Here is a 20,363-nt window from a genome sequence, read left to right as displayed (position 1 = left end):
ACAGTTTTGTTTTCTTACATACACAATATACTTTCATAAAAAAGTATAAATTTTTTGTCCAAGAGGTTCTTTTATAAAAAATAGAACCTCTCGAATAGTAAAACTTTGGGTAAACTTGCTATATTATTTTTAGATGAAGTATCTAAAACATTAAATACATGTATTGTTAATTCATTAGTTTTTTCAAATAGTTTCGTCGTATGATGAAAAAGCTTATAACAAATAGCAATAAAAATATTCCTACACCTATTGCTGTGACTCCATAAAATGCTGATGAAAAATGGTTACGCATTCCAATCGTTATTCCACATAGAAGAATAGATGCAAGTGCAAACGGGATAAAAATTAAAGTTGCCAACTCCTTAGTCACCACAGTAACTAATTCTTTCGTAGAAAAGCCAAGTTTTCTGATTCCTGCATATTTTTCTTTTTCGCCTTCAAATGACGTTTGCAGATAGAAATAAAGAATACTCATTGCCGCGCTCAAAAAGATAAGGCTCAACATGAAACCGATAAAGAATAGGAGGCTCACTGTAGTTTTTTCAGTCTCGTAAAAATTAATTTTAGAAGAAATTAGGCGCTCATTTGGTATTGTTGAAATTTTGGAAAGAATCGTTTCAGACAAGTCGAGCTTTTCTGTCCAATTATCAATTTCATAAGCAAATACTTTAAATACAGGATAGTCAATCGTTTCATAAACAGCATCTGGGACGATATAGTACATCTTTTTAAAACCTGAAGTTAAAATATTTCGTTTCTCAAGGCCCGCATATTTAAGTTTTCCAAACGGGTAGTCACGAATAAATTCTGTACTTGGAAGAGCATAGTTATTTCCTGCTGCAACATAGTACTCATCATCCTTTAGTGAAATTTCCTTATGAAAGCCAAGTGCATTATAATTTGAAACCGACATAAAACCGATATTATGATCTTTATCTGTTTTAAATGCTGAATGATATGCATCGTATTTACCGTGTTTTGCTAATGAATTTTCAATAAATGAAATATCATCCTTTTCAACTTCCGTTGCATTTCCTGAGAGTGAGATATATTCAAAGCTGTACGGCTCTATTGATTCTACTCTCGTATCTATATTGTAATAGGAACTGTACAGTACATTTGTACATACAAACACACCTAGCAACAAAACTGTTAATAAATAGATAAGATAGGAATGTGAGTGTCCTTTGGCCTTTATGTTCGAAACGTAAAGCATATTTGTTTTTTGGTAATACGACGGTCGTTTTTGTAATACACGAATCGATAAAAACATTCCCTGCGTGATAATAAAATAAATGGCTAATAGCGAACTAACAAATAGTAAAATGTAATGGATCGTTCCAGATGATTCAACCCAATTCATTTCTAATATGAGCGATAGTGCTAAGAATACGCTCGTAATTACGGATAGTAACAACTTCCATGGTGCAGGCGCTATTAACTTTTCCTGTGTTACATCTGCTTTTAACAGATGAACAGCTTCTTCTTTGTTAATAAAACGTGTTATAAATTTAGAAACGATAAAGAATAAAATTGCAAATAGAAAAATCGTTAATGCGATAGCTTGCATTGGTATATACATACCAAAGCTACTCGCTTGTAACACCCTTTTGGTGACCATTAAAAACAAAGGGGCGATTACAAGCCCAAGCACAATCGCTGTTAGAATTGCTACACCAGCAATAAGCATATTTTCTCTGAACACCATCTTACGCACTTGCTTCATAGATGCTCCAGTAATCATAAAAATGCCAAGGCTTTTCGTTTTCTTTTTCAAAAACGAAAACATCGAATAAATGATGAAAGCGAATGAAAAAATATACACAATACAGCTCGTAAGTATCATTACAAGGCTAAGTGTGCTTCCTGTTTGAATGATCGCCAGCATTGGATGGAATGCTACAATCGAAAATAAGAAAAATATCAAAATGGAAAATACACTGCTTAAAAAATAGGAAATATATGTCCATTTATCGCGCAAGATGTTTTGAAGGACAATATGATTAAAACTCATGCTGTCCACCACCTAAAAATGTAAGTGTGTCCATAATTTCTTGATAAAACTTCTGTTTATTATTGCCTCGATGCACCTCATTATAAAGAATACCGTCTTTTATAAAGATTACGCGATGTGCAAAACTAGCAACATAGGCATCATGTGTCACCATTAAAATAGCTGTGTTAAAGGTCTTGTTAATTGACTCAAACAAAGTCATAACATCATTTACCGCTTTAGAATCTAGGTTTCCAGTTGGTTCATCGGCTAATAATAATCCAGGTTCATGAATAACAGCTCGCGCAATTGCCACACGTTGTTTTTGTCCTCCTGAAATTTCAAATGTACGTTTCTTTAAAATTTCTTTAATACCTAAAAAAATTGCAACTTTCTCTAAACGTTTGCTCATTTCCTTAGCTTCTACAGAATCAAGTACCAAAGGTAATAAAATATTTTCCTCTACTGTTAAAGTATGAACAAGGTTAAAATCTTGAAAAACAAACCCTAATTCTGTACGACGAAACTTTGCTAGTTCAGTATCATTTAATTCATAAGGATTTTTCGAATTAATTGTAACTAATCCTTTAGTTGGAGGATCGATTGTGGAAATGCAGTTAAGGAATGTTGTTTTACCGCTACCGGAAGGACCCATTACGGCAACAAACTCATTCTTTTCTAAATGAAAATCAATCCCTTTTAATGCTTTATAAATAATTTCCCCTGTATAGTCCTTTTGAAGATTCTTTACATTTAAGATTGTGTTTAACATTAATATTTCACTCCTTTGTATCTTTCAGTATTTTAGTATAAATATGCTTGTAACTTCTTAACATCTCTCAATGTGACAGCAAGATGACAAAATTGTCACATTCAAAACGGCTACCTTATTTGGTAGCCGTTTCTATACTTCTTGAGAAATCTATTGTAAATGTTGTTTCATTACCTTTAGAATGTAGGTGGTATGGATGATTTAATGTAGTGAGGATCCTATTTACTAAATAAAGACCGATACCAGTTGCTTCCCCTTTTGTACGTCCTTTCGTTCCTGTGTAAAATAATTCAAAAACACGTTTTATTTCACTTTCAGGTATCGTTTCTCCTTTATTTTGAATGAATAACTGTCCATTTTCATAATGAATCATAATAGAAGAGTGTTTTTCGCCATATTTAACAGCGTTACTTAATAACTGGTAAACCACAACTTTTAGCCATTTACGATCTGAATAAAGCAATATATGCTCCGGTATGGTGCTTTTAGGAAAGATTTCTTCCTCAATAAAATAATCTCTTAAATCGTTAATAACTTCCTGTACGACATGCTTTAACAGAATTGGTTCTATTTTTAAATCAGCTAATAATTTAGTAGAGCGACTATACGTTAGTAACTGATTTATAGAGAAGTTCAGTTTATCACATTCAACTTTTACTTTTTGCCACTCTGCAAGGGAATTTGGTTCCTTAAACTGATTGGACTGTATAAGCAGTTGAATGACAGAAAGTGGCGTTTTCATTTGATGAACTGCATGAGAAATCATTAATTGCTGATTATGTAAAGAACTCTTATACTCCTCTTCTTTTGATAAAAATAAGGATTGAATATATTGCAATTGAGTTGCGTATGCTTTCTCGTATGGAGCAATTGGCTGATAAATCATGAAACTGTCCGTATGGATGTTCTTGTTCCCAATATGTGCATACATTTTTTTACGACGTAAATAACGACCAAAAAGTAATACGATTAATAGAGAGCAGGCTAGAAATATAAAATAGGTATAATGATTTTCAAAACCATCTAATCGATGAATAACGATTGGTAAGCTAATAAATGTAATAATATAAAGAATAATAAAGCTCAAATGGTCTTTTAAAAATAACTTCATGTGAGTTTCTCCGTTAATTGATAGCCAATTCCTCGAATAGTTCTAATTTCTAAAGTAGAATGAATGGCTTCTAATTTCTTTCGTAATCTTGCAATATTTACTGTTAATGTATTTTCCTCTACAAATTCTTCCTCATCCCAAATGGCTGTAAGGAGTTGCTGTCTTGTTACAACATTAGGATATGATTCAAAGAACATTGTACATAGCTGGAATTCTTTTATCGTTAATAGCTCCTCCTGATTAGGTGCGCATAATCGTACAGTATCTAAGTTTAAAATTGTATTTCCTATTTTGAAAATTTTCTCCTGTACATTTCTGGCATATTCGCCATATATACGACGAATTTGTCCATTAATTTTTGCAAGAACGACTCCTAATAAAAAAGGTTTGGTAATGAAATCATCAGCTCCATTTTCAATGCCATATACTTGATCCGTCTCACTCATACGAGCAGAAAGAATCACAATGGGACAATTCGATATTTGTCTGATTTTACGGGACCAATAATAACCATCAAAGGCAGGAAGGGTAACATCCATTATGACGAGATGGGGTTGGAAATCTTGAAAAATTTCTAATACCTTTTGAAAATCTTCTACAATGAGGCAATGATATCCATATTTTTCGAGATGTTCTTTTAGTGTATCCGCTATATTTATTTCATCTTCAACAATCAATAATTTATACATTTCATCCTCCGATTTATTTATTAACTTTATCTCATACCTTAATTTTAAATCATTATTACTTATGGTCAAAATGAGACACATTCTTATACTATATAAGAATAATCTTTATCTCAAAGTTATATGATCTTTACATCAGAACTAAAGAGGGGTATCTTCTCTAAAACAATCGTTTTCATCTCGTTCAGAGTAAATAGGCTTTTTTGAATATTCATAAAAAACTAATGCTAAGTAATTTTTAACAATTGAGAGATAAAATCGAAAAATCAAGATATTTTTCAATTTGAAAGGGAATGCCAATAACATTAAATAAATTTTCAACACCCTTAAGAAAGACTTTCTTTGATTATAGCTGCCATTTTGGCAGCTATTTTTATCTCACAAAAAGGGGCTGATTAGTAGAAGGGGAAATTTTCTATATTTCTTTTTTTATTGGGAACATCTCATATATTTTTTCAGTTAAAGATTGAGGAGACTCTCTTGACGATCTTTTGATCCAATCAATGAAGACATTAAAGAATCCACCAATAAAAAATAATGCTTGAGCTTTGCTCATGTTATTACTGATCGGATTGTCTGTTTCAAATATAGATTTTATTGCGGAATTAACATAATCAAGAAGAAGACCAGACATATTGGAATCTATTATGTTTTTCATTAGGATACGCTCATTGGCCATAAAACTTATTAAACCTTCTATAAAAAGTTGAAGACTATCATGAGAATCTAAATAAGTAATTTCTTCTAAAAATTTGTCGATACCTTTTTGCATAGAGGCATTAAGCACATCGTAAATGGTACGATAGTATTTGTAAAATGTAACTCTTGCAACTCCAGCTTTTTTGCAAAGTTCCGTAACTGTTATATCCTCCAATTTTTTTTCTTGCAGCAGCAGACCCAAAGCTTCTGTAATGTATTCTTGGGAATATATACCATCCTGACGTGAGTTTCTCAGCGCTAACACATCCTTTCATTTTGTTAGTTTTAGCTTCTATTTATCTAAAAGTGCTTGAAAAACCACCCCTCTCTTTTATACTTACATGTGTAAGTGCTAATGTTAATACAAATGTTTCGATAATGACTATGCTTATTCTATAAAAGGAATTTGATTACTGTCAATGTATGCAAAAAGGTCATTTGAAACCATGTACTTACTATTGTAAATAACGAAGTTGGAGGAGATTAAAATAGCAAAGTATCTTTACAAATTAGGTGGTTGGGCAGCAAAACATGGGAAGAGTATTGTTTTTAGTACCTTAGGAATTTTATTCATCTTGGGGGTACTAGCTGGAAGTTTAGGTCCCTCTTTCAATGATGAGTTAACGATTCCAGGCACACCAGCTGAGAAGGCAAGCAAGTTGTTAGAAAAAGAATTCCCTGAATCTCAAAGTGCTGGTGCCCAAATTAAAATAGTTTTTAAAGCCCCAAAAGATCAGACATTAGATTCGGAACAGGTAAATAAAGTGATTACGGATACTTTGTCTGATATTAAAAAAGATGATTCAAATGTTGAATCAATTGCAACCCCTATGCAACTTAAAAATTTAACCAAAGATAATACCATGGGGTATGCTGTTGTCAATTATAAAAATGATGCTGAAGATATAAAGGAATCGTCTAAGAAGAATGTATTAAACAAAATTGAACAAACTCGTGAGGAGGGAATCCAAACGGAGTTAACCGGTGATGTGAAATTTACTGTAGTCGAATCAAATGGTGAATCGGAGGCTATTGGAATAGTTATTGCCTTTATAATTTTGGCGATTACATTCACATCTTTCCTAGCAGCTGGGATGCCTATTATCACTGCTATTATAGGATTAGGAACTGGAATGCTCGTAGTTATGATAGGCTCTAATTTTATTGAATTGCAGGATCTTTCGCTTTCAGTGGCTATCATGTTGGGAATAGCCGTTGGAATTGATTATGCTTTATTTATTATGACTCGATTTAGACAACAACTTGGCGAAGGACATTCCGTTAAAGAATCTATTGCTATAGCAACTGGTACTGCAGGGAGTGCCGTTGTTTTTGCTGGAATCACTGTAATAATTGGACTTCTTGGATTATCTGTCATGAAGATTCCTTTTTTAACCAAGATGGGAGCAGTATCATCTATTAGTATATTAAGTGCTGTATTGGTTTCCATTATCGTACTTCCAGCTTTACTAGGAATAGTAGGGCATAGATTTCATCCCTCTACAGGAAATAAATTCTTGAAAAAAATTACAGGTGCAAAAGAAGGCAAAGTACCTTCGAATAAATGGGGAAAGCTTGTCACAAAACATCCGTTAGTTATGTCTTTCCTGGCTATCGCATTACTTGCTGTCATTAGTCTTCCATTTTTCCATATGAACCTAGGACTGCCCGATGACGGGGATACCATGTCAAAAGATACAACGGAAAGAAAAGCATATGATCTCATGACAGAAGCATACGGGGAAGGTGTTCACTCTTCTCTAGTTGTGGCAGCAAAAATAGATAGTAAAAAACAAGACCCACAAAAGACACAAAAAGCAATGGCGGAGATTACAGAAGAAATTGGTGAGCTAAAGAATGTTAAGAGTGTAACACCAGCTTTCCCTAATTCTTCTGGTGACGTTTTTATTATCACTGTGACCCCAAAAACGGGACCAAATGATATAGAAACAAAGAATCTTGTGAAGCATATTCGAGAAAAGTCGAATATAACCAAAAAAGAAAATGACATTGAGTTATTAGTTACTGGTACAACGGCGGTCAATATAGATATAACAGAAAAGCTAAATACAGCATTACCTATATTCGCAGTGCTTGTAGTAGGACTGGCATACGTCCTGTTAGTGTTAGTATTTAGATCCCTATTACTTCCTTTAAAAGCAGTAGTAGGCTTCCTCCTTTCATTGGCTGCAACACTAGGATTTGCCGTGTTTGTTATTCAAGATGGAAATCTTCTTGATTTATTTGGTTTCCCTTCTTCTAGCGCAATTCTTGCCTTCTTGCCAATCCTTACAATTGGTATCCTTTTTGGGTTAGCAATGGACTATGAAGTGTTTCTTGCAAGTCGTATGCGGGAAGTTTACACGCATACAGGCAATCCAAAGGAAGCTATACTTGCAGGGATGAGAGACAGCGGAAAAGTTGTAGCTGCAGCAGGATTAATCATGATAGCTGTATTTTTTGGCTTTATGCTTATGCCAGACCCAATGGTAAAGGCTATAGGGATGAGTCTAGCATTTGGAGTTCTATTTGATGCTTTTGTGGTTAGGCTGACGATTGTTCCTGCCGTTATGACATTGATGGGAAAAGCAGCTTGGTATATGCCGAAATGGCTGGATAAGATTCTTCCAAATATAGATGTTGAAGGTGAATCTATCTTGCATAAATCAGAAAGTAAAGATAAAAAAGTGGGATAAGCGTAGCTATGAGTTAAGGTTTGATAGAAAATATCGTTTGAACCAACATGGGGTTTAGCCGAGATACCAAGAGAAAAAGAACCAGCAGAAGTTCGAGTAATTTTCTTTGGAAAACATGGTGAATTACGAGAACGAGCGCTACAAGATTAGCTTCAAAGAAGTAGCGCACTAAACCTTTTAATTAATGCGATTAGTGTATGGAATACGGTTTATTTAAATGAAGCAATAAAAGTTTTGAAGAAAAAATTTGATGAAGAGATATTAAAACATATTTTTCTATTAGGGTGGGAACATATTAATTTCCTAGGAGAATACCGATTTAATAAGAAAGAAATTGCACCTTTGGAATCTCTTCGACCACTACAAACAAATTAACAGTAAAAAGCCGATTATCCTGAAGTGAACCCCGAAAACGGGACACCTATCAAAACACCTAAACCACTTGTTCCCTAAATTCTTTAGGGGATAGGTGGTTTAATTTTCTTGAATTCGCACACAATTGTAGTAATGAATGTATTCTAGCACAATCTTTCGCACAGTTGTGTTGGATACTTTTGTTATCTCTTGTGAATAGAAAGCTTCACTTTTCAAATGACCAAAGAAGCTTTCCATGACGGCATTATCATGGCAATTTCCTCTCCGGGACATGCTGGTGATCATGCCGTTTTCTTTGGCATACGCTTGAAATTCTTTTGCTGTATAAATACTTCCTTGATCCGAGTGAAGAATGACATCTTTTACTCTTCGCCCTCTCATTGCTTGTTTCAATGTCTTCATCGCTAATGTCAGTGTTTGTGATTCGCTGATGACACAACTAATAATTTCACGATTAAAGGCATCCATGATCGTTGATAAATACAAGGTACGTTCTCCAAATAAGAGATACGTCACATCTGTAAACCACTTTTCATTTGGTCTGGATGCATCGAATTCACGCTCCAATCGATGAGGGGCTACCATTGGTTCCGCACCATTGATATATTTCTTTTTCTTTCGACGTACTTTTGAAAGAATGTGATTTCGTCTCATGATTCGTAATACTTTTTTATGATTCACACACAGCCCATTTTCCGAAGAGTTGCGGTCACTCTTCGATATCCATATCGTAATTTATGCCGAAGACAAACATCCTTTATTTTCTCTTCTATCTCATCTCTCAAGTCCACTGTTCGTTGTAACCAACGATAAAATGTAGACCGGGGTAATTCTAATACATTACACAATTCTTTTACCGTTAGTTTTGTTTTTAAATTGGTCCATAAAGTAACTACAGTTTCTGGTTTCAGCCCCTTTCGATTTCCAGATACTTTCCCCATACAAGTAATTTTGTTTTTAGATGTTTATTTTCTAAACGTAGCTGTTCTAATTCACTGAGCTCTTTTGGTCCTTTTCCATAAGAATATTGTTTTCCTACAGGTTGTTGAAAACGATACGTTTGATCTGTACGATACCATTTCATCCATGTCTTAATTTGGGAAACATTTTTAATTCCGAGTTTCTCCATAATTGCACGATTTGAATAACCGTCTTTCTTCATTTCAATGACTTTCCACTTTGTTTCTTCTGGGTAATGAACTCTTGTCTTCAAACGAAAAACACCTCCAATGAATTTGCATACTTAGTATGCGAATTCAGGAGGTGTTTTTTTCATGTACCACTATTCGGGTTCACTTCATCCCTTAGCGTACGAAATTCGCGTTTTGTTGGTGGGACTCCATTCTATATTAGTAACAAAAAATATTTATGAAAGGTCTGCTTTCTTGTCTCATTAGGAGAAAATGATAGACTAAATTTATGTTAATGGGCATAGGAAAGGATTCTACAAACATTAAATACGATTGACAACGTGAGATTACAAGTGTAATATTCAGTTATAGATTACAAATGTAATACAGAGAGGTGTAATTTTAACCAATGAAAGAATTACCTAAAATTTCGGAAGCTGAATTAGAAGTAATGAAAGTATTGTGGTCAAACTCTCCACAAACGGCAAATGATGTAATTGAAGCGTTGGAGGTAAAAATGGATTGGAAACCGAAAACGATTAGAACGTTGATTAATCGATTAGTTCACAAAGAAGCAGTGGCTTATCATCAAGATAAAGGGCGTCTGTACTCTTATTATCCTTTGGTATCGCAAGATAGTTATTTACAAGTAGAAACGAAATCTTTACTTAAACGTTTCTATGGTGCAGCATTTAAACCTTTACTTGTAAATTTCTTAAAAGAAGAAAAGCTGTCTTCAGAAGATATTAACGAACTTAAACGTATTCTGGATGAGAAAACTGAGGAAAATCAGAGGAAGGATAGATTATAGTGATAGAAAAATTTATAAATATCTATCTACCTGCTTTTTTTGATTGGATGATTGAGACCTCTATTATGGCTAGTATATTAGTGGGCCTAATCTTGTGTATCAAGGTCTTGTTTAGAAATAAGTTAACGCCACGTTGGCAGTATATGCTATGGATCATATTAATGATAAGACTTGTATTACCTTGGTCTCCAGATAGTTCCTATAGTATCTATTCTGTTCTTACTTACAAGAATGACGATGCATTCATTTCTAGGGGAAATCCTGTAGCTAAGTTTCTTACAAAAGAGAGTACGCAAGAATTAAAAGGTATAGACGATACAAAGGTTCTCACAAAAGAAGATACTTATACCTCAAGTTCAACAAAAACTGTTCAGGCAAACAAGACACAAGCAGGTATTAATGAAAAGCAGGACGATGAGTCGATTTCATTTTATACAATCTGTATATACATTTGGCTTACTGGCGTTATCCTTCTAAGCGTTGCTACGTTTATAATGAACAGGCGTTTATTACTTTACATAAAAAAACAACCTGTTATTACAGATGAGAAGATTGTCCAGATTTTTGAAAAGTGTAAGCAATCTATGTCTATTCAACGGAATATCCCTCTATTTGTATCTGGAAAGGTTTCTAGTCCAACGGTGTTCGGATTTATTCGCCCCAAGTTGTTGTTATCCAGTGTACATATGAAGATTTTAGATGAACAACAATTACGATATATTTTTTATCATGAATTAGCTCATATCAAGCGAAGAGATGTTGGTGTAAATTGGCTTATGCATGGGTTACTCATTTTAAATTGGTTTAATCCCATTCTATGGTATGCCTACTCATGTATGCGGGAAGATCAAGAGCTAGCATGCGATGCATTAGCTCTTACATGTATAGATTCAGAGGAACAAATTGCGTATGGACATACTATTATTAGTCTATTGGAACACTACTCAAGTTATTATCAAGTACCAAGTATAGCAAATTTTAGTAAAAACAAGAGAGCGTTAAAAAGGAGAATTCTAATGATTAAAAAATTCCAAAAAAAATCATATCGTTGGTCTGCGATAGGCGCTGTGGCAGTGATTGCAGTATCATCTGTATCCTTATTAAACGCCCGTGCTGATCAGCCGACTAACCCTGAGAAACAACAATTAGAAGTGAAAAATAATATGAAAGAATTAAAAACACGAACAGATGCTCCTATACAGCGAATTGTAGAAAAAATGATTGGTACAAAAGAACAAGCAGAAGCAGAATTTTTTGTTTCCGAAGGAGACTATAATACTTTACTTACAGAGATTGGAGTGGCGAGGAATCTGTTTACGAAAGAAGAATTTGATCGATTCATTACATTGGAAACAGAAGCACATATTTTAGATAAAAAAGTAAGGCAAGTAGGAAGTCCTGAAAAGTTAGACCCAGAAGAGGAAAAAAAATATGAGAAAAACAGTGAAGAAATTGGACCATTTAGAGAGAAAATTCATTCGCATTTTAGATTAACTAAAAAGGAAGCACAGAAATATGTTGATTTTCCAATTAACACCCCAAGTTATGTGGTAAAAGGGTTTAAATTAACTGGAGAAGGTGTTAATACACCGATGACTACTGGAAAAATGAATCCCGATTTTATTTATGAATATCAAAATGAAAGTAAAGATAATGTATATATTGTGCACCAATCTGCAGTTACTGCTGAGGGAATAGAATTCTCGAATAAAAAAGCGGATTATAATGAAAAGGTAACAAATTATGAATTAGAAGGTACAAAAATAACCTTAGTTGAAAGTCTTGATACAGAGGAAACCTATAAAGTAATGCAAATGATAGTTCCTGCAAAAGGAAAGAATAGCGCTTTTCAAGTCTTTATTATTGCAGGTGATTTAAGTAAAGAAGAAACAGAGAAAGTTATGCTGTCCTTTCTAAAATAAAAATAGAGTCTCAGGATCCCGTTCTTGAGGCTATATTTTTTAGCTTAAACGAAACCTATAAGTGGGAAGAGAAATTAGTATAGTCTATATAATAAAAAAGTAAAATGATATTTAGTTTTGCTAGCTTGATTGAAATGAAAAAAAATAACAATTTAAAACATAAATTGAATCTAGGTAGGTATATTGTATGGAGAACAGGAGGGAGTATAATTCAAAAAGAAGTAATGGAAGAATACTAGCAAATGGTGATGTATTTTACCGCTATCACCTGGATCTCAAGTAAAACCTCATCATTTAGATATAGTTTTACTTGAGATGAAGCGGTTTGAGGTAGCAGATTCATATTAAAGCCAATTCCAGTGATCCATCTAAATTAGGAGAGAATAACTCATACTGTCAACTGATGCGAAAACGTGGAAAAAGAATCTACTTAGAAGTAAAGAGATTACTGTTATTGAATATACAACAGACTATAGTAAAGCGGTAGAAAAAGAAGAATACAAGCTAATAATGTATTCTTAAGTTTTTAAAGGACGTGAAATGAATATGAAACCAGTTTTAAAATATATAATTATTTCCCTTGTTTTTTCAATAGTAGGGGTGTGTTGGGCGCTGTTTGACATCTGTATGTTAGATGCAGACTGGCTATTGATTTGGATAGGTGTATTAATGGCATATCTATCGTTGTATATCGTGATAGGTCTATATAGTAGAAAATCGTACGACTCAAAATTGGCTAAAGTGCTTCTAAAAACAATAATTACAACCTTTAGTTTTGGAGCATTAGGAATATCATTCGGAGTTGTACACATGATATTAGGACCATTGAGCCTTACTTTAATGACATGGTATTGGTTTATAATGCTATTTTTATATTTAATACCCATAATATTATTAGTGATTTTAGTATTGGTAAATTGTAAAAATCATAATTTCCCTGGGGTATATAGTATACTTATACTTGTAAATATACTTCTTACGTTATGGCCGTTATTATGGCCGTTATTTATTACTTTTATGGGTTCTGGTATGAATGCAAGTGCAGGATGGTAGCAGCTCCACAGATTATAAAAGGGTTAAAAGAAAAAGGTTATGAACTTGAAGTTTATAACCAGAATAATCATTTTCCAATAAACTTGTGGCATGATAACCGAATATAAAAAATTATTTATTAGTTAAATGAATGGAATAAGAAATTAATGCAGGGTTTAAATATTTGTAAGAGCGTGTTTAGCAAAACATATAACAACACACTATTTTAACTGGCTATTTTTTATTATTTAAATTTTAAAAATAGTATTGATTAAATGAAAAAGAGAGTTTTGCTCTCTTTTTTTGCATTTCAGCAAAGCCTAATTAAATGTGAACTGAAAATTCATTTGGAATTTATATTAGTAGCGGAAGATATTCAAGAAGTATCTACTTTCGTGTCTAAAAAGTATCCACTTTCATGTCTTTCTACACCAATAGTATGATTTTATTTTGTAATGAAAAAAGCCCTAGATAGGGCTATATAATTTTCTTCATACCACATTGACGGCATTCTCTTAAGAAGATGAAATCTTTAACGGAACTTTTAAATGCGGTGTTGCCGCAATTATCACAGCGACCACTGATTTTATTATCAAGACCTAAATCTAAAAAACACTTAAAATATCACGCTCCTAACATATTATATATGACTAACATGTTAGGAGCGTTTATTTTTGGTAATGAGTTTTGAAACTGAATTTAAATAGTATTTTTCTCTATCTGGATAGAAATAAGTAAAGTACAATAAACGGTCGTTTTTGGAACTTGGGTGTTTACACGAATTCACTAAATATATCACCTTCCATTTGTTATGGTTTTCAAAATAACTATTTACATATAATTTACATTAGTGTACTATTTGTCTAGTACACTAATACAGAGGAGGAAAGAAATGAAAACTGAGTTTTCTCCTAATATCCCTATTTATGTTCAGGTAATGGAATACATCAAAAAAGAAATTGTAACAGGACGTTTGGCACCAGGTAAAAAAATTCCTGCTGTACGTGAATTAGCGGGTGAATTACAAGTTAATCCAAATACAATTCAACGTACGTTTCAAGAGCTAGAACGGAAAGGTATTGCTGAGACACGTAGAGGAACAGGAAGATTTGTAACAATGAATAAAGAAAAAATTACAGAGCTACGCAAAGAAATGGCAAAAGAGTTGCTTGATAATTTTATAAATGGAATGAATAACTTAGGATTTATGGAAGAAGAGGTTCTCCCAATACTCCGTTCTTATTTGGAAAAGAAAAAGGAGGGAAATGAATGAAAGAATTATTGAAAGTTGAAAATCTGTCGAAAAGATATGATTTAAAAACAGTGATTCAAGATATAAGCCTAACAATCTCAGAAGGAAAAATTATCGGTCTTGTTGGTGAAAATGGTAGTGGGAAAACGACATTATTAAAAATGATTTCGGGTTTACGTTTTCCTTCTAAAGGAAGTATTACAATTAAAGATAAAAAGGTGGGATTAGAAACGAAAAAAATCGTTTCATTTATGCCCGATAGTCCTGTTTTTGAAAAATGGATGACTGTAAAAGATGCTTTGTTGTTCTATCAAGATATGTATGCTGATTTTAATCTACAACAAGCAATAGATTTGATAGCTAACTTTAAAATCCCGCTAGAGGAGAATATAAGCATCTTATCAAAAGGGAAAACAGGGATATTACAGCTAATATTAACTTTTTCAAGGAAAGCAACGGTATATGTATTAGACGAGCCATTAGGTGGAATTGATCTTGTTTCTAGAAAGCATATAGTAGATTTAATTCTTAACTTTTATCGTGAAGATAGTACCATTCTTATTTCGACTCATTTAGTAGAGGAAATTGAAAATATATTTGATGAGGTAATCTTTTTAAAAGACGGGAGTATTGTATTGCATGAAAATGTAGAAGAAATTCGTTTTCACCATGGAAAATCAGTACATGAGTTATTTAAGGAGGTTTTTGAGAAATGAACCCACTTTTTCGTTATTTGTTTAACTGTAATAGAAAAAGGATAGCTGTATTTTACCTTGGATTTATTACTATTTCATTACTTCTTTTATTTAAGATGGTGGGATTATCAAAGGTGACAAATCAAATTACAAAGGATATAACTTTAGGTATATTTATATTCATCATAGGTGGCGCTGCATTTTTACTACTTTTAATAGCTTTGCCTTCTTTCAATAAAATGCTAAAAAATACGATGATTCGTTATACAGCTATCTCAGGAAAAAAGTATATATATGCAAATTTATTTTTTTTCACATTAATGTTTATTCTTTTATTAGTAATAGGCTTAATTTTTCTATACTATTTTTCTCAGAGTAACCTTGGAGAAAAAGTATCTGAAGGCTATCAACAAGAATTTCATAAGTTATATGCATATGGAGTTTTTCATCACATACTTTCCGTTTTTTTATGGGGAATCGATTTCATGAGTATATTAATTTCCTGTTATTTCATCATGGTAATTACAAAACTCATTCCTATAAAGTCATCATTGAGTAAAAGATTTTTATCAATGACTTTCTTTGCTTTATTTTTAATCATACAAACATTAGTATTGGATTTTTTTAGTAAATTAGGAGAATATGTAATCACCATAAAGAGTACGTGGTTCATAGATAAAAATGGTTTTATTGACACTTCACTGTATCCTAGTGAAGACTTCACTATTTTAGATGTATGTTTTACTTGCTTATTCATAATTGTTCTAACAGCTATTACAGGTCGTATCATAGATAAAAAATTAGAAATATAAAGCTCCACTTTAAAGGTAAAGTATATTTAGGAGGAAAAAATGAGGACAACTAATCCAATATTAAAAAAAGAAAAATTTCATAAAGAAAAGAAAAATGCTTCTACGATGACTATCGGTGGAACGATAGCAAAAACATTCATTTTGCTTATCTTACTTCTTGCAGCGTCTGTCTATTCATACGTACAGATGACACAAGGGACAATGAAAATACCTGTGTTAATTGGAATTATAATAGTTACTCTAATTGTCGCATTTTTAGTTATATTCATTCCTCGTATATCACCAATCTGCGCACCGATTTACGCAGTATTACAAGGAATTTTATTAGGAAGTATTTCAGCTTATTATACAAAGCGATTTGGTGATTCTATCGCTTTAACTGCCGTATTACTAACGATTTCGATTTTATTTGCCATGTTAGTGTTATACGCAACGCGAATAGTAAAAGTAACTAAAAAGTTCCGTGCGGTTGTAACGGTTGCAACACTTGGAATTCTTATTATGTATTTTATTGTTTTCTTACTAGGCATCTTAGGGGTGACTGTTCCATATATTCACCAAGGTGGGACAATTAGTATCATCATAAGTACAATTGTAATTATTGTTGCTGCATTAGATTTATTACTCGATTTTGATTCCATAGAAAATGGTACTCAGAGTGGAGCACCTAAGTATATGGAGTGGTACAGCGCAGTAGGGCTTATGATGACATTAGTATGGTTATACTTAGAGATCCTTCGTTTGATTTCTTACATTATGAAAAACAAAGACTAGAAAACATCCTGCATGGTTCAAACATGCAGGATGTTTTTTGTATCTCGTATTTTCAATTAAATTTATATAGGTAGTAACAAATGTACGATGTTACTGTACAAAAATTCCAACCAATGCTTATAAGCTTTCAGCTCCCTCTCTGTAACCTTTCTTCGATTACTACAGACAATTTAACTGTAAAAAAAACAATAAGCTGTCCACATGGACAGCTTATTTACATAATTCTTGATTATCGGTAGCAAGTTTTTCATAGAATCCTTGTTTTCACTAAATTTTTTGTCTCTATGTCTATCTATCACTTATACAAGATTTTATACATCATTGATATAGCGGGGATTCTAGGGGTCTTCGCTATTCTTTTTTGCATAAAATCTTGTATAGAAAAGTAGTTAGACTAGTGTGTTTTACTTCGGTTCATTTCAAAATACAATTGAAAATTCATCTTTAAATTAAAAAAAGAAGGTGTTACCTTTATATATTAATAACTTCGAAATATTGTATAACAGATAATTTTTATGCATTATTGATTAGCGTTGCTTATTGTGCTAGCGAATCAGGATAGTGTGGCGACCGACCAACTAAATAGTTGCTTCTCCTCAATTATTAGAAGGAAAGTCCTATCATTTCGCGAATTGATTAGACATAGACGAGCGCTATAATTTTCTATATATGCATAAAGAGGTGACTACGCATGAATCAAAGACCGTCAGAAGAAGAATACGCTGGGAGCTCCGGCGAATATATCCGTTTGGTGCCAGACGGTAACATCACCGACATTCTGCTCGCCCAGGAAAAGCAAATGACCGAGCTCCTGGCATCGTTGACCGAAAGCCAGGCCGCATATCGGTATGCGAAAGGAAAATGGACACTGAAAGAAGTTGTGGGCCACATTACAGACGCGGAACGCGTCATGACCTACCGCCTGCTCCGGTTCGCAAGAGGGGACCAGACGCCGCTGACCGGTTTCGATCAGGAATTGTTCATGCCTCCTTTCGGAAGCTGGACAATCGCGCAACTGGCCGAAGACTACCAGGCCGTCCGGCAATCAACGATCACATTGCTGCGCGGGCTACCGGCGGAGGCGTGGAACCGCAAGGGCACAGCCAACAACCTAAGCATTACGGCGCGCGCCCTCGCGTACGGCATCGCAGGACACGAACTTCATCACATGGGAGTCATCCGAAACCGGTACTTGAGTTAATCGTCGGCTGAGGCCTTTTGAATGGAACTAACACCTTTCATACAATCTTAGATACCGTTCTTATTGGGGCCGGCCCCACAACCATCAACTTAAGGATTTAGACTATTTTTGAAATTGAAAGCACGTTACTATTCTCTTATGTTAATGAGAAAGGGTGACGTGCTTTTTATGATTATGCGCTAAAAACAAGAGTTATCTTTATTTGCCGAAGAGTTATATCGATTTTTCTCATTTTGGGGTATTTGTTTTTCTTAGCTTGATGGTAATGGGGCACTACTCTATAATGGTCAAATTAAAATTTAAAACAGTTATAGAGACTCCATTCCTCGGAAATATTGTAACTATTAAGTTGTAAAAAGAACCGTAGTTTTTCATTTTTGAAAAAGCTATGGTCTTTTTTAATTGTAACAAAGATATAATGGGAGGAAGTTTTTCTAAATCAAAAAAAATTGATTAATAAGTTGCATAATAAACTCACTAGCGTATATACTATAAACATCAAAAAAAGTTGATGAAGGGGAGTGAACTACAGTGGCACAAAATTTTCAGTTATATGAGAAAAAGTTTAAAGCGTTGGCTGATCAAAAACGTTTAGAAATCATGTATGAGCTTTGCCAGCGAGGCCAGACTTGTGTATGTGATTTAGCAGAGGTCTTTGAAATGACACAATCTAAGCTGTCCTATCATTTAAAGGTTTTATTAGACGCAGGTTTAATTGTGAAAGAAACAAAAGGTACGTGGAGTTATTATGATTTAAATGATGCGGAAGTAAATAATTTATTATCAGAAGAATTGTGCTGTATCTTTAGAAAAACAGGAAAAGGTAGCTGTTGTTAAAATTTCGAGTCATTAATCAAAAAAAATTGATTAATAATATACAAAGAGGAGGAATAAGCTATGAGATATGTTCACGTCGGTATAAACGTTACGGATTTAGAGAAGTCTATTGAATTTTACGAAAAGGTATTTGGTGTGTCATCAGTTAAGGTGAAGGTGGATTATGCAAAATTTTTATTAGAGACGCCAGGACTTAACTTCACGCTGAACGTAAGAGATGAAGTGAAGGGAAACCAAGTAAATCATTTCGGTTTCCAAGTGGACACAGCTGAAGAAATTACGTTACATAAAGAAAGATTAGAAAAAGAAGGATTCTTTGCACGTGATGAGATGGATACGACTTGTTGCTATGCAGTACAAGATAAGTTTTGGGTAACGGATCCTGATGGGAACGAGTGGGAATTCTTTTATACGAAAGCACATAGTGATGTTCATAAAATAGAAGAGGCATCTTGTTGCACGACTTCTAACGTAGTAGAACAAAATTCTTGTTGTTAATAGGAGATGGAAAATAAAATGAAACGTTTATCTTTTCTAGATCGATATTTAACACTATGGATTTTTCTAGCTATGGCTGTTGGGATTGGTTTAGGGTATGTATTTCCTAGTGTAGTAGACGGACTAAATACATTACAAGTTGGAACAACGTCTATCCCGCTTGCTGTTGGTTTAATTGTCATGATGTATCCACCGTTAGCAAAGGTTCGTTACGAGGAAATGGGCCGAGTATTTAAAGATGTAAAAGTATTGGTTTTATCTTTAGTACAAAACTGGATTATCGGACCTGTACTTATGTTTGTTTTAGCAATTATTTTTCTTCCTGATAAGCCAGAATATATGGTTGGTCTCATTATGATTGGGTTAGCACGTTGTATTGCGATGGTCATTGTTTGGAACGATCTTGCAGATGGGGATAAAGAGTATGCAGCAGGTTTAGTGGCTTTTAACTCAGTATTCCAAATGCTATTCTTCTCCGTTTATGCGTACGTGTTTGTAACAGTCATTCCAGAATGGTTAGGAATTGAAGGGGCTATTGTCGATATTACAATGGTAGAAGTAGCGAAATCCGTGTTTATCTATTTGGGAATTCCTTTTATAGCAGGTATGTTGACGCGATTTGTACTCGTTAAGTTAAAAGGTAGACAGTGGTATGAAAAGGTATTTATACCGAAGATTAGTCCACTTACATTACTTGCATTACTATTTACAATCATCGTTATGTTCTCTTTAAAAGGGGAAATGATTGTTAGCGTACCATTAGATGTATTAAGAATAGCGATTCCGTTATTAATTTATTTTATTGTAATGTTTTTTGTTTCTTTCTTTATGGGAAGAAAAATTGGTGCAAACTATCCGGTGACGACAACGTTAGCATTTACAGCAGGTAGTAATAACTTTGAGTTAGCGATTGCTGTAGCAGTTGGTGTGTTTGGTATTCATTCGGGCGCAGCATTTGCAGCTGTTATCGGGCCGTTAGTGGAAGTACCTGTAATGATTGCACTTGTAAACGTCGCTTTTTGGTTTAAGCGTAAATATTTTAATGATCAACCAGTATAATTTAAAAA

The 20,363-nt window shown here is 33.7% G+C and carries 17 protein-coding genes and 4 pseudogenes; 14 read left to right on the top strand and 7 right to left on the bottom strand.

The window, feature by feature from the left end; translation table 11 throughout:
- Positions 1 to 166: 166 nt before the first annotated feature.
- The 5 genes from MKY21_RS15935 to MKY21_RS15915 all read right to left on the bottom strand — a co-directional run bounded on the left by MKY21_RS15935 (position 167) and on the right by MKY21_RS15915 (position 5,526).
- Positions 167 to 2,014: an ABC transporter permease gene (locus tag MKY21_RS15935; RefSeq protein ID WP_341076813.1), complete on the bottom strand. Its 1,848-nt coding sequence runs from the start codon at positions 2,012 to 2,014 to the stop codon at positions 167 to 169.
- A complete protein-coding gene (locus MKY21_RS15930; protein WP_000935297.1) occupies positions 2,004 to 2,765 on the bottom strand; it encodes an ABC transporter ATP-binding protein in 762 nt (253 codons plus the stop codon). The genes MKY21_RS15935 and MKY21_RS15930 overlap by 11 nt, the downstream gene beginning before the upstream one ends.
- 115 nt (positions 2,766 to 2,880) lie before the next feature.
- Complete coding sequence (locus MKY21_RS15925) at positions 2,881 to 3,876, bottom strand: sensor histidine kinase (RefSeq protein WP_341076812.1); 996 nt, start codon at positions 3,874 to 3,876, stop codon at positions 2,881 to 2,883.
- Entirely contained in the window at positions 3,873 to 4,565 is a 693-nt protein-coding gene (locus MKY21_RS15920) for a response regulator transcription factor (protein ID WP_000277459.1), read from the bottom strand. Before MKY21_RS15920 ends, MKY21_RS15925 begins: the two co-directional genes overlap by 4 nt.
- Before the next feature lie 412 nt (positions 4,566 to 4,977).
- Positions 4,978 to 5,526 carry a TetR/AcrR family transcriptional regulator gene (locus tag MKY21_RS15915; protein WP_001986429.1) on the bottom strand — a complete coding sequence of 183 codons (549 nt, stop codon included), beginning with the start codon at positions 5,524 to 5,526 and terminating at the stop codon, positions 4,978 to 4,980.
- Between the two features lie 223 nt (positions 5,527 to 5,749).
- Between MKY21_RS15915 and MKY21_RS15910 the strand changes: the two genes are divergently transcribed.
- Both MKY21_RS15910 and MKY21_RS15905 read left to right on the top strand, forming a co-directional pair.
- Positions 5,750 to 7,957, top strand: coding sequence for an MMPL family transporter (locus MKY21_RS15910; protein ID WP_064774787.1), 2,208 nt, complete (start codon positions 5,750 to 5,752; stop codon positions 7,955 to 7,957).
- A gap of 84 nt (positions 7,958 to 8,041) precedes the next feature.
- A pseudogene (locus MKY21_RS15905) lies at positions 8,042 to 8,332 on the top strand (Tn3 family transposase); the annotation flags it as partial.
- Between the two features lie 58 nt (positions 8,333 to 8,390).
- Here MKY21_RS15905 and MKY21_RS15900 read toward each other — a convergent pair.
- Positions 8,391 to 9,545, bottom strand: a pseudogene (locus MKY21_RS15900) (IS3 family transposase).
- 326 nt (positions 9,546 to 9,871) lie between these two features.
- On the opposite strand from MKY21_RS15900, the gene MKY21_RS15895 reads away from it, so the two are divergent.
- From MKY21_RS15895 to MKY21_RS15880, 4 genes and pseudogenes are all read left to right on the top strand, one after another.
- Positions 9,872 to 10,273, top strand: a complete 402-nt coding sequence (locus MKY21_RS15895) for a BlaI/MecI/CopY family transcriptional regulator (RefSeq protein WP_000661430.1) — start codon at positions 9,872 to 9,874, stop codon at positions 10,271 to 10,273.
- Positions 10,273 to 12,195, top strand: coding sequence for a M56 family metallopeptidase (locus MKY21_RS15890; protein WP_000570341.1), 1,923 nt, complete (start codon positions 10,273 to 10,275; stop codon positions 12,193 to 12,195). Before MKY21_RS15895 ends, MKY21_RS15890 begins: the two co-directional genes overlap by 1 nt.
- A 546-nt stretch (positions 12,196 to 12,741) precedes the next feature.
- Entirely contained in the window at positions 12,742 to 13,248 is a 507-nt protein-coding gene (locus MKY21_RS15885; RefSeq protein ID WP_000805755.1) for a DUF3902 family protein, read from the top strand.
- A pseudogene (locus tag MKY21_RS15880) lies at positions 13,248 to 13,355 on the top strand (polysaccharide deacetylase); the annotation flags it as partial. The gene MKY21_RS15885 and the pseudogene MKY21_RS15880, both read left to right, overlap by 1 nt.
- A gap of 349 nt (positions 13,356 to 13,704) precedes the next feature.
- Here the strand turns inward: MKY21_RS15880 and MKY21_RS15875 are convergent.
- A pseudogene (locus MKY21_RS15875) lies at positions 13,705 to 13,806 on the bottom strand (hypothetical protein); the annotation flags it as partial.
- A gap of 313 nt (positions 13,807 to 14,119) precedes the next feature.
- Between MKY21_RS15875 and MKY21_RS15870 the strand changes: the two are divergent.
- The 8 genes from MKY21_RS15870 to arsB all read left to right on the top strand — a co-directional run bounded on the left by MKY21_RS15870 (position 14,120) and on the right by arsB (position 20,355).
- Complete coding sequence (locus MKY21_RS15870) at positions 14,120 to 14,500, top strand: GntR family transcriptional regulator (RefSeq protein ID WP_341076808.1); 381 nt, start codon at positions 14,120 to 14,122, stop codon at positions 14,498 to 14,500.
- Positions 14,497 to 15,195, top strand: coding sequence for an ABC transporter ATP-binding protein (locus tag MKY21_RS15865; protein ID WP_000661383.1), 699 nt, complete (start codon positions 14,497 to 14,499; stop codon positions 15,193 to 15,195). Before MKY21_RS15870 ends, MKY21_RS15865 begins: the two co-directional genes overlap by 4 nt.
- Positions 15,192 to 15,986: a hypothetical protein gene (locus tag MKY21_RS15860; protein ID WP_001068594.1), complete on the top strand. Its 795-nt coding sequence runs from the start codon at positions 15,192 to 15,194 to the stop codon at positions 15,984 to 15,986. Before MKY21_RS15865 ends, MKY21_RS15860 begins: the two co-directional genes overlap by 4 nt.
- Before the next feature lie 39 nt (positions 15,987 to 16,025).
- Positions 16,026 to 16,760, top strand: a complete 735-nt coding sequence (locus MKY21_RS15855) for a Bax inhibitor-1/YccA family protein (protein ID WP_001260970.1) — start codon at positions 16,026 to 16,028, stop codon at positions 16,758 to 16,760.
- A gap of 691 nt (positions 16,761 to 17,451) precedes the next feature.
- Complete coding sequence (locus tag MKY21_RS15850; RefSeq protein WP_341076805.1) at positions 17,452 to 17,961, top strand: DinB family protein; 510 nt, start codon at positions 17,452 to 17,454, stop codon at positions 17,959 to 17,961.
- Between the two features lie 531 nt (positions 17,962 to 18,492).
- Positions 18,493 to 18,798: an arsenical resistance operon transcriptional regulator ArsR gene (arsR, locus tag MKY21_RS15845; RefSeq protein ID WP_002103330.1), complete on the top strand. Its 306-nt coding sequence runs from the start codon at positions 18,493 to 18,495 to the stop codon at positions 18,796 to 18,798.
- 60 nt (positions 18,799 to 18,858) lie between these two features.
- The gene (locus tag MKY21_RS15840) at positions 18,859 to 19,296 is read left to right on the top strand and encodes an ArsI/CadI family heavy metal resistance metalloenzyme (protein ID WP_137074851.1); all 438 of its coding nucleotides are present in this window, start codon (positions 18,859 to 18,861) and stop codon (positions 19,294 to 19,296) included.
- Positions 19,297 to 19,314: 18 nt separating this feature from the next.
- A complete protein-coding gene (gene arsB, locus MKY21_RS15835; RefSeq protein ID WP_137074850.1) occupies positions 19,315 to 20,355 on the top strand; it encodes an ACR3 family arsenite efflux transporter in 1,041 nt (346 codons plus the stop codon).
- Positions 20,356 to 20,363 lie beyond the last annotated feature (8 nt).

The sequence above is a fragment of the Bacillus sp. FSL R9-9497 genome, assembly GCF_038005805.1.
Lineage (GTDB): Bacteria > Bacillota > Bacilli > Bacillales > Bacillaceae_G > Bacillus_A > Bacillus_A cereus.
Note: the sequence above shows the minus strand (reverse complement) of the source record. Positions and strands in the feature narration are given on the sequence as shown.

What these genes read in the sequence shown, in the direction of transcription:
- MKY21_RS15865 (WP_000661383.1), top strand. Translation starts at nt 14,497, where the DNA reads ATGAAAGAATTATTGAAAGTTGAAAATCTGTCGAAAAGATATGATTTA.
- MKY21_RS15885 (WP_000805755.1), top strand. Translation starts at nt 12,742, where the DNA reads ATGAAACCAGTTTTAAAATATATAATTATTTCCCTTGTTTTTTCAATA.
- MKY21_RS15920 (WP_000277459.1), bottom strand. Translation starts at nt 4,565, where the DNA reads ATGTATAAATTATTGATTGTTGAAGATGAAATAAATATAGCGGATACA.
- MKY21_RS15870 (WP_341076808.1), top strand. Translation starts at nt 14,120, where the DNA reads ATGAAAACTGAGTTTTCTCCTAATATCCCTATTTATGTTCAGGTAATG.
- MKY21_RS15850 (WP_341076805.1), top strand. Translation starts at nt 17,452, where the DNA reads ATGAATCAAAGACCGTCAGAAGAAGAATACGCTGGGAGCTCCGGCGAA.
- MKY21_RS15895 (WP_000661430.1), top strand. Translation starts at nt 9,872, where the DNA reads ATGAAAGAATTACCTAAAATTTCGGAAGCTGAATTAGAAGTAATGAAA.
- MKY21_RS15930 (WP_000935297.1), bottom strand. Translation starts at nt 2,765, where the DNA reads ATGTTAAACACAATCTTAAATGTAAAGAATCTTCAAAAGGACTATACA.
- MKY21_RS15935 (WP_341076813.1), bottom strand. Translation starts at nt 2,014, where the DNA reads ATGAGTTTTAATCATATTGTCCTTCAAAACATCTTGCGCGATAAATGG.
- MKY21_RS15855 (WP_001260970.1), top strand. Translation starts at nt 16,026, where the DNA reads ATGAGGACAACTAATCCAATATTAAAAAAAGAAAAATTTCATAAAGAA.
- MKY21_RS15860 (WP_001068594.1), top strand. Translation starts at nt 15,192, where the DNA reads ATGAACCCACTTTTTCGTTATTTGTTTAACTGTAATAGAAAAAGGATA.
- arsB (WP_137074850.1), top strand. Translation starts at nt 19,315, where the DNA reads ATGAAACGTTTATCTTTTCTAGATCGATATTTAACACTATGGATTTTT.
- MKY21_RS15925 (WP_341076812.1), bottom strand. Translation starts at nt 3,876, where the DNA reads ATGAAGTTATTTTTAAAAGACCATTTGAGCTTTATTATTCTTTATATT.
- MKY21_RS15840 (WP_137074851.1), top strand. Translation starts at nt 18,859, where the DNA reads ATGAGATATGTTCACGTCGGTATAAACGTTACGGATTTAGAGAAGTCT.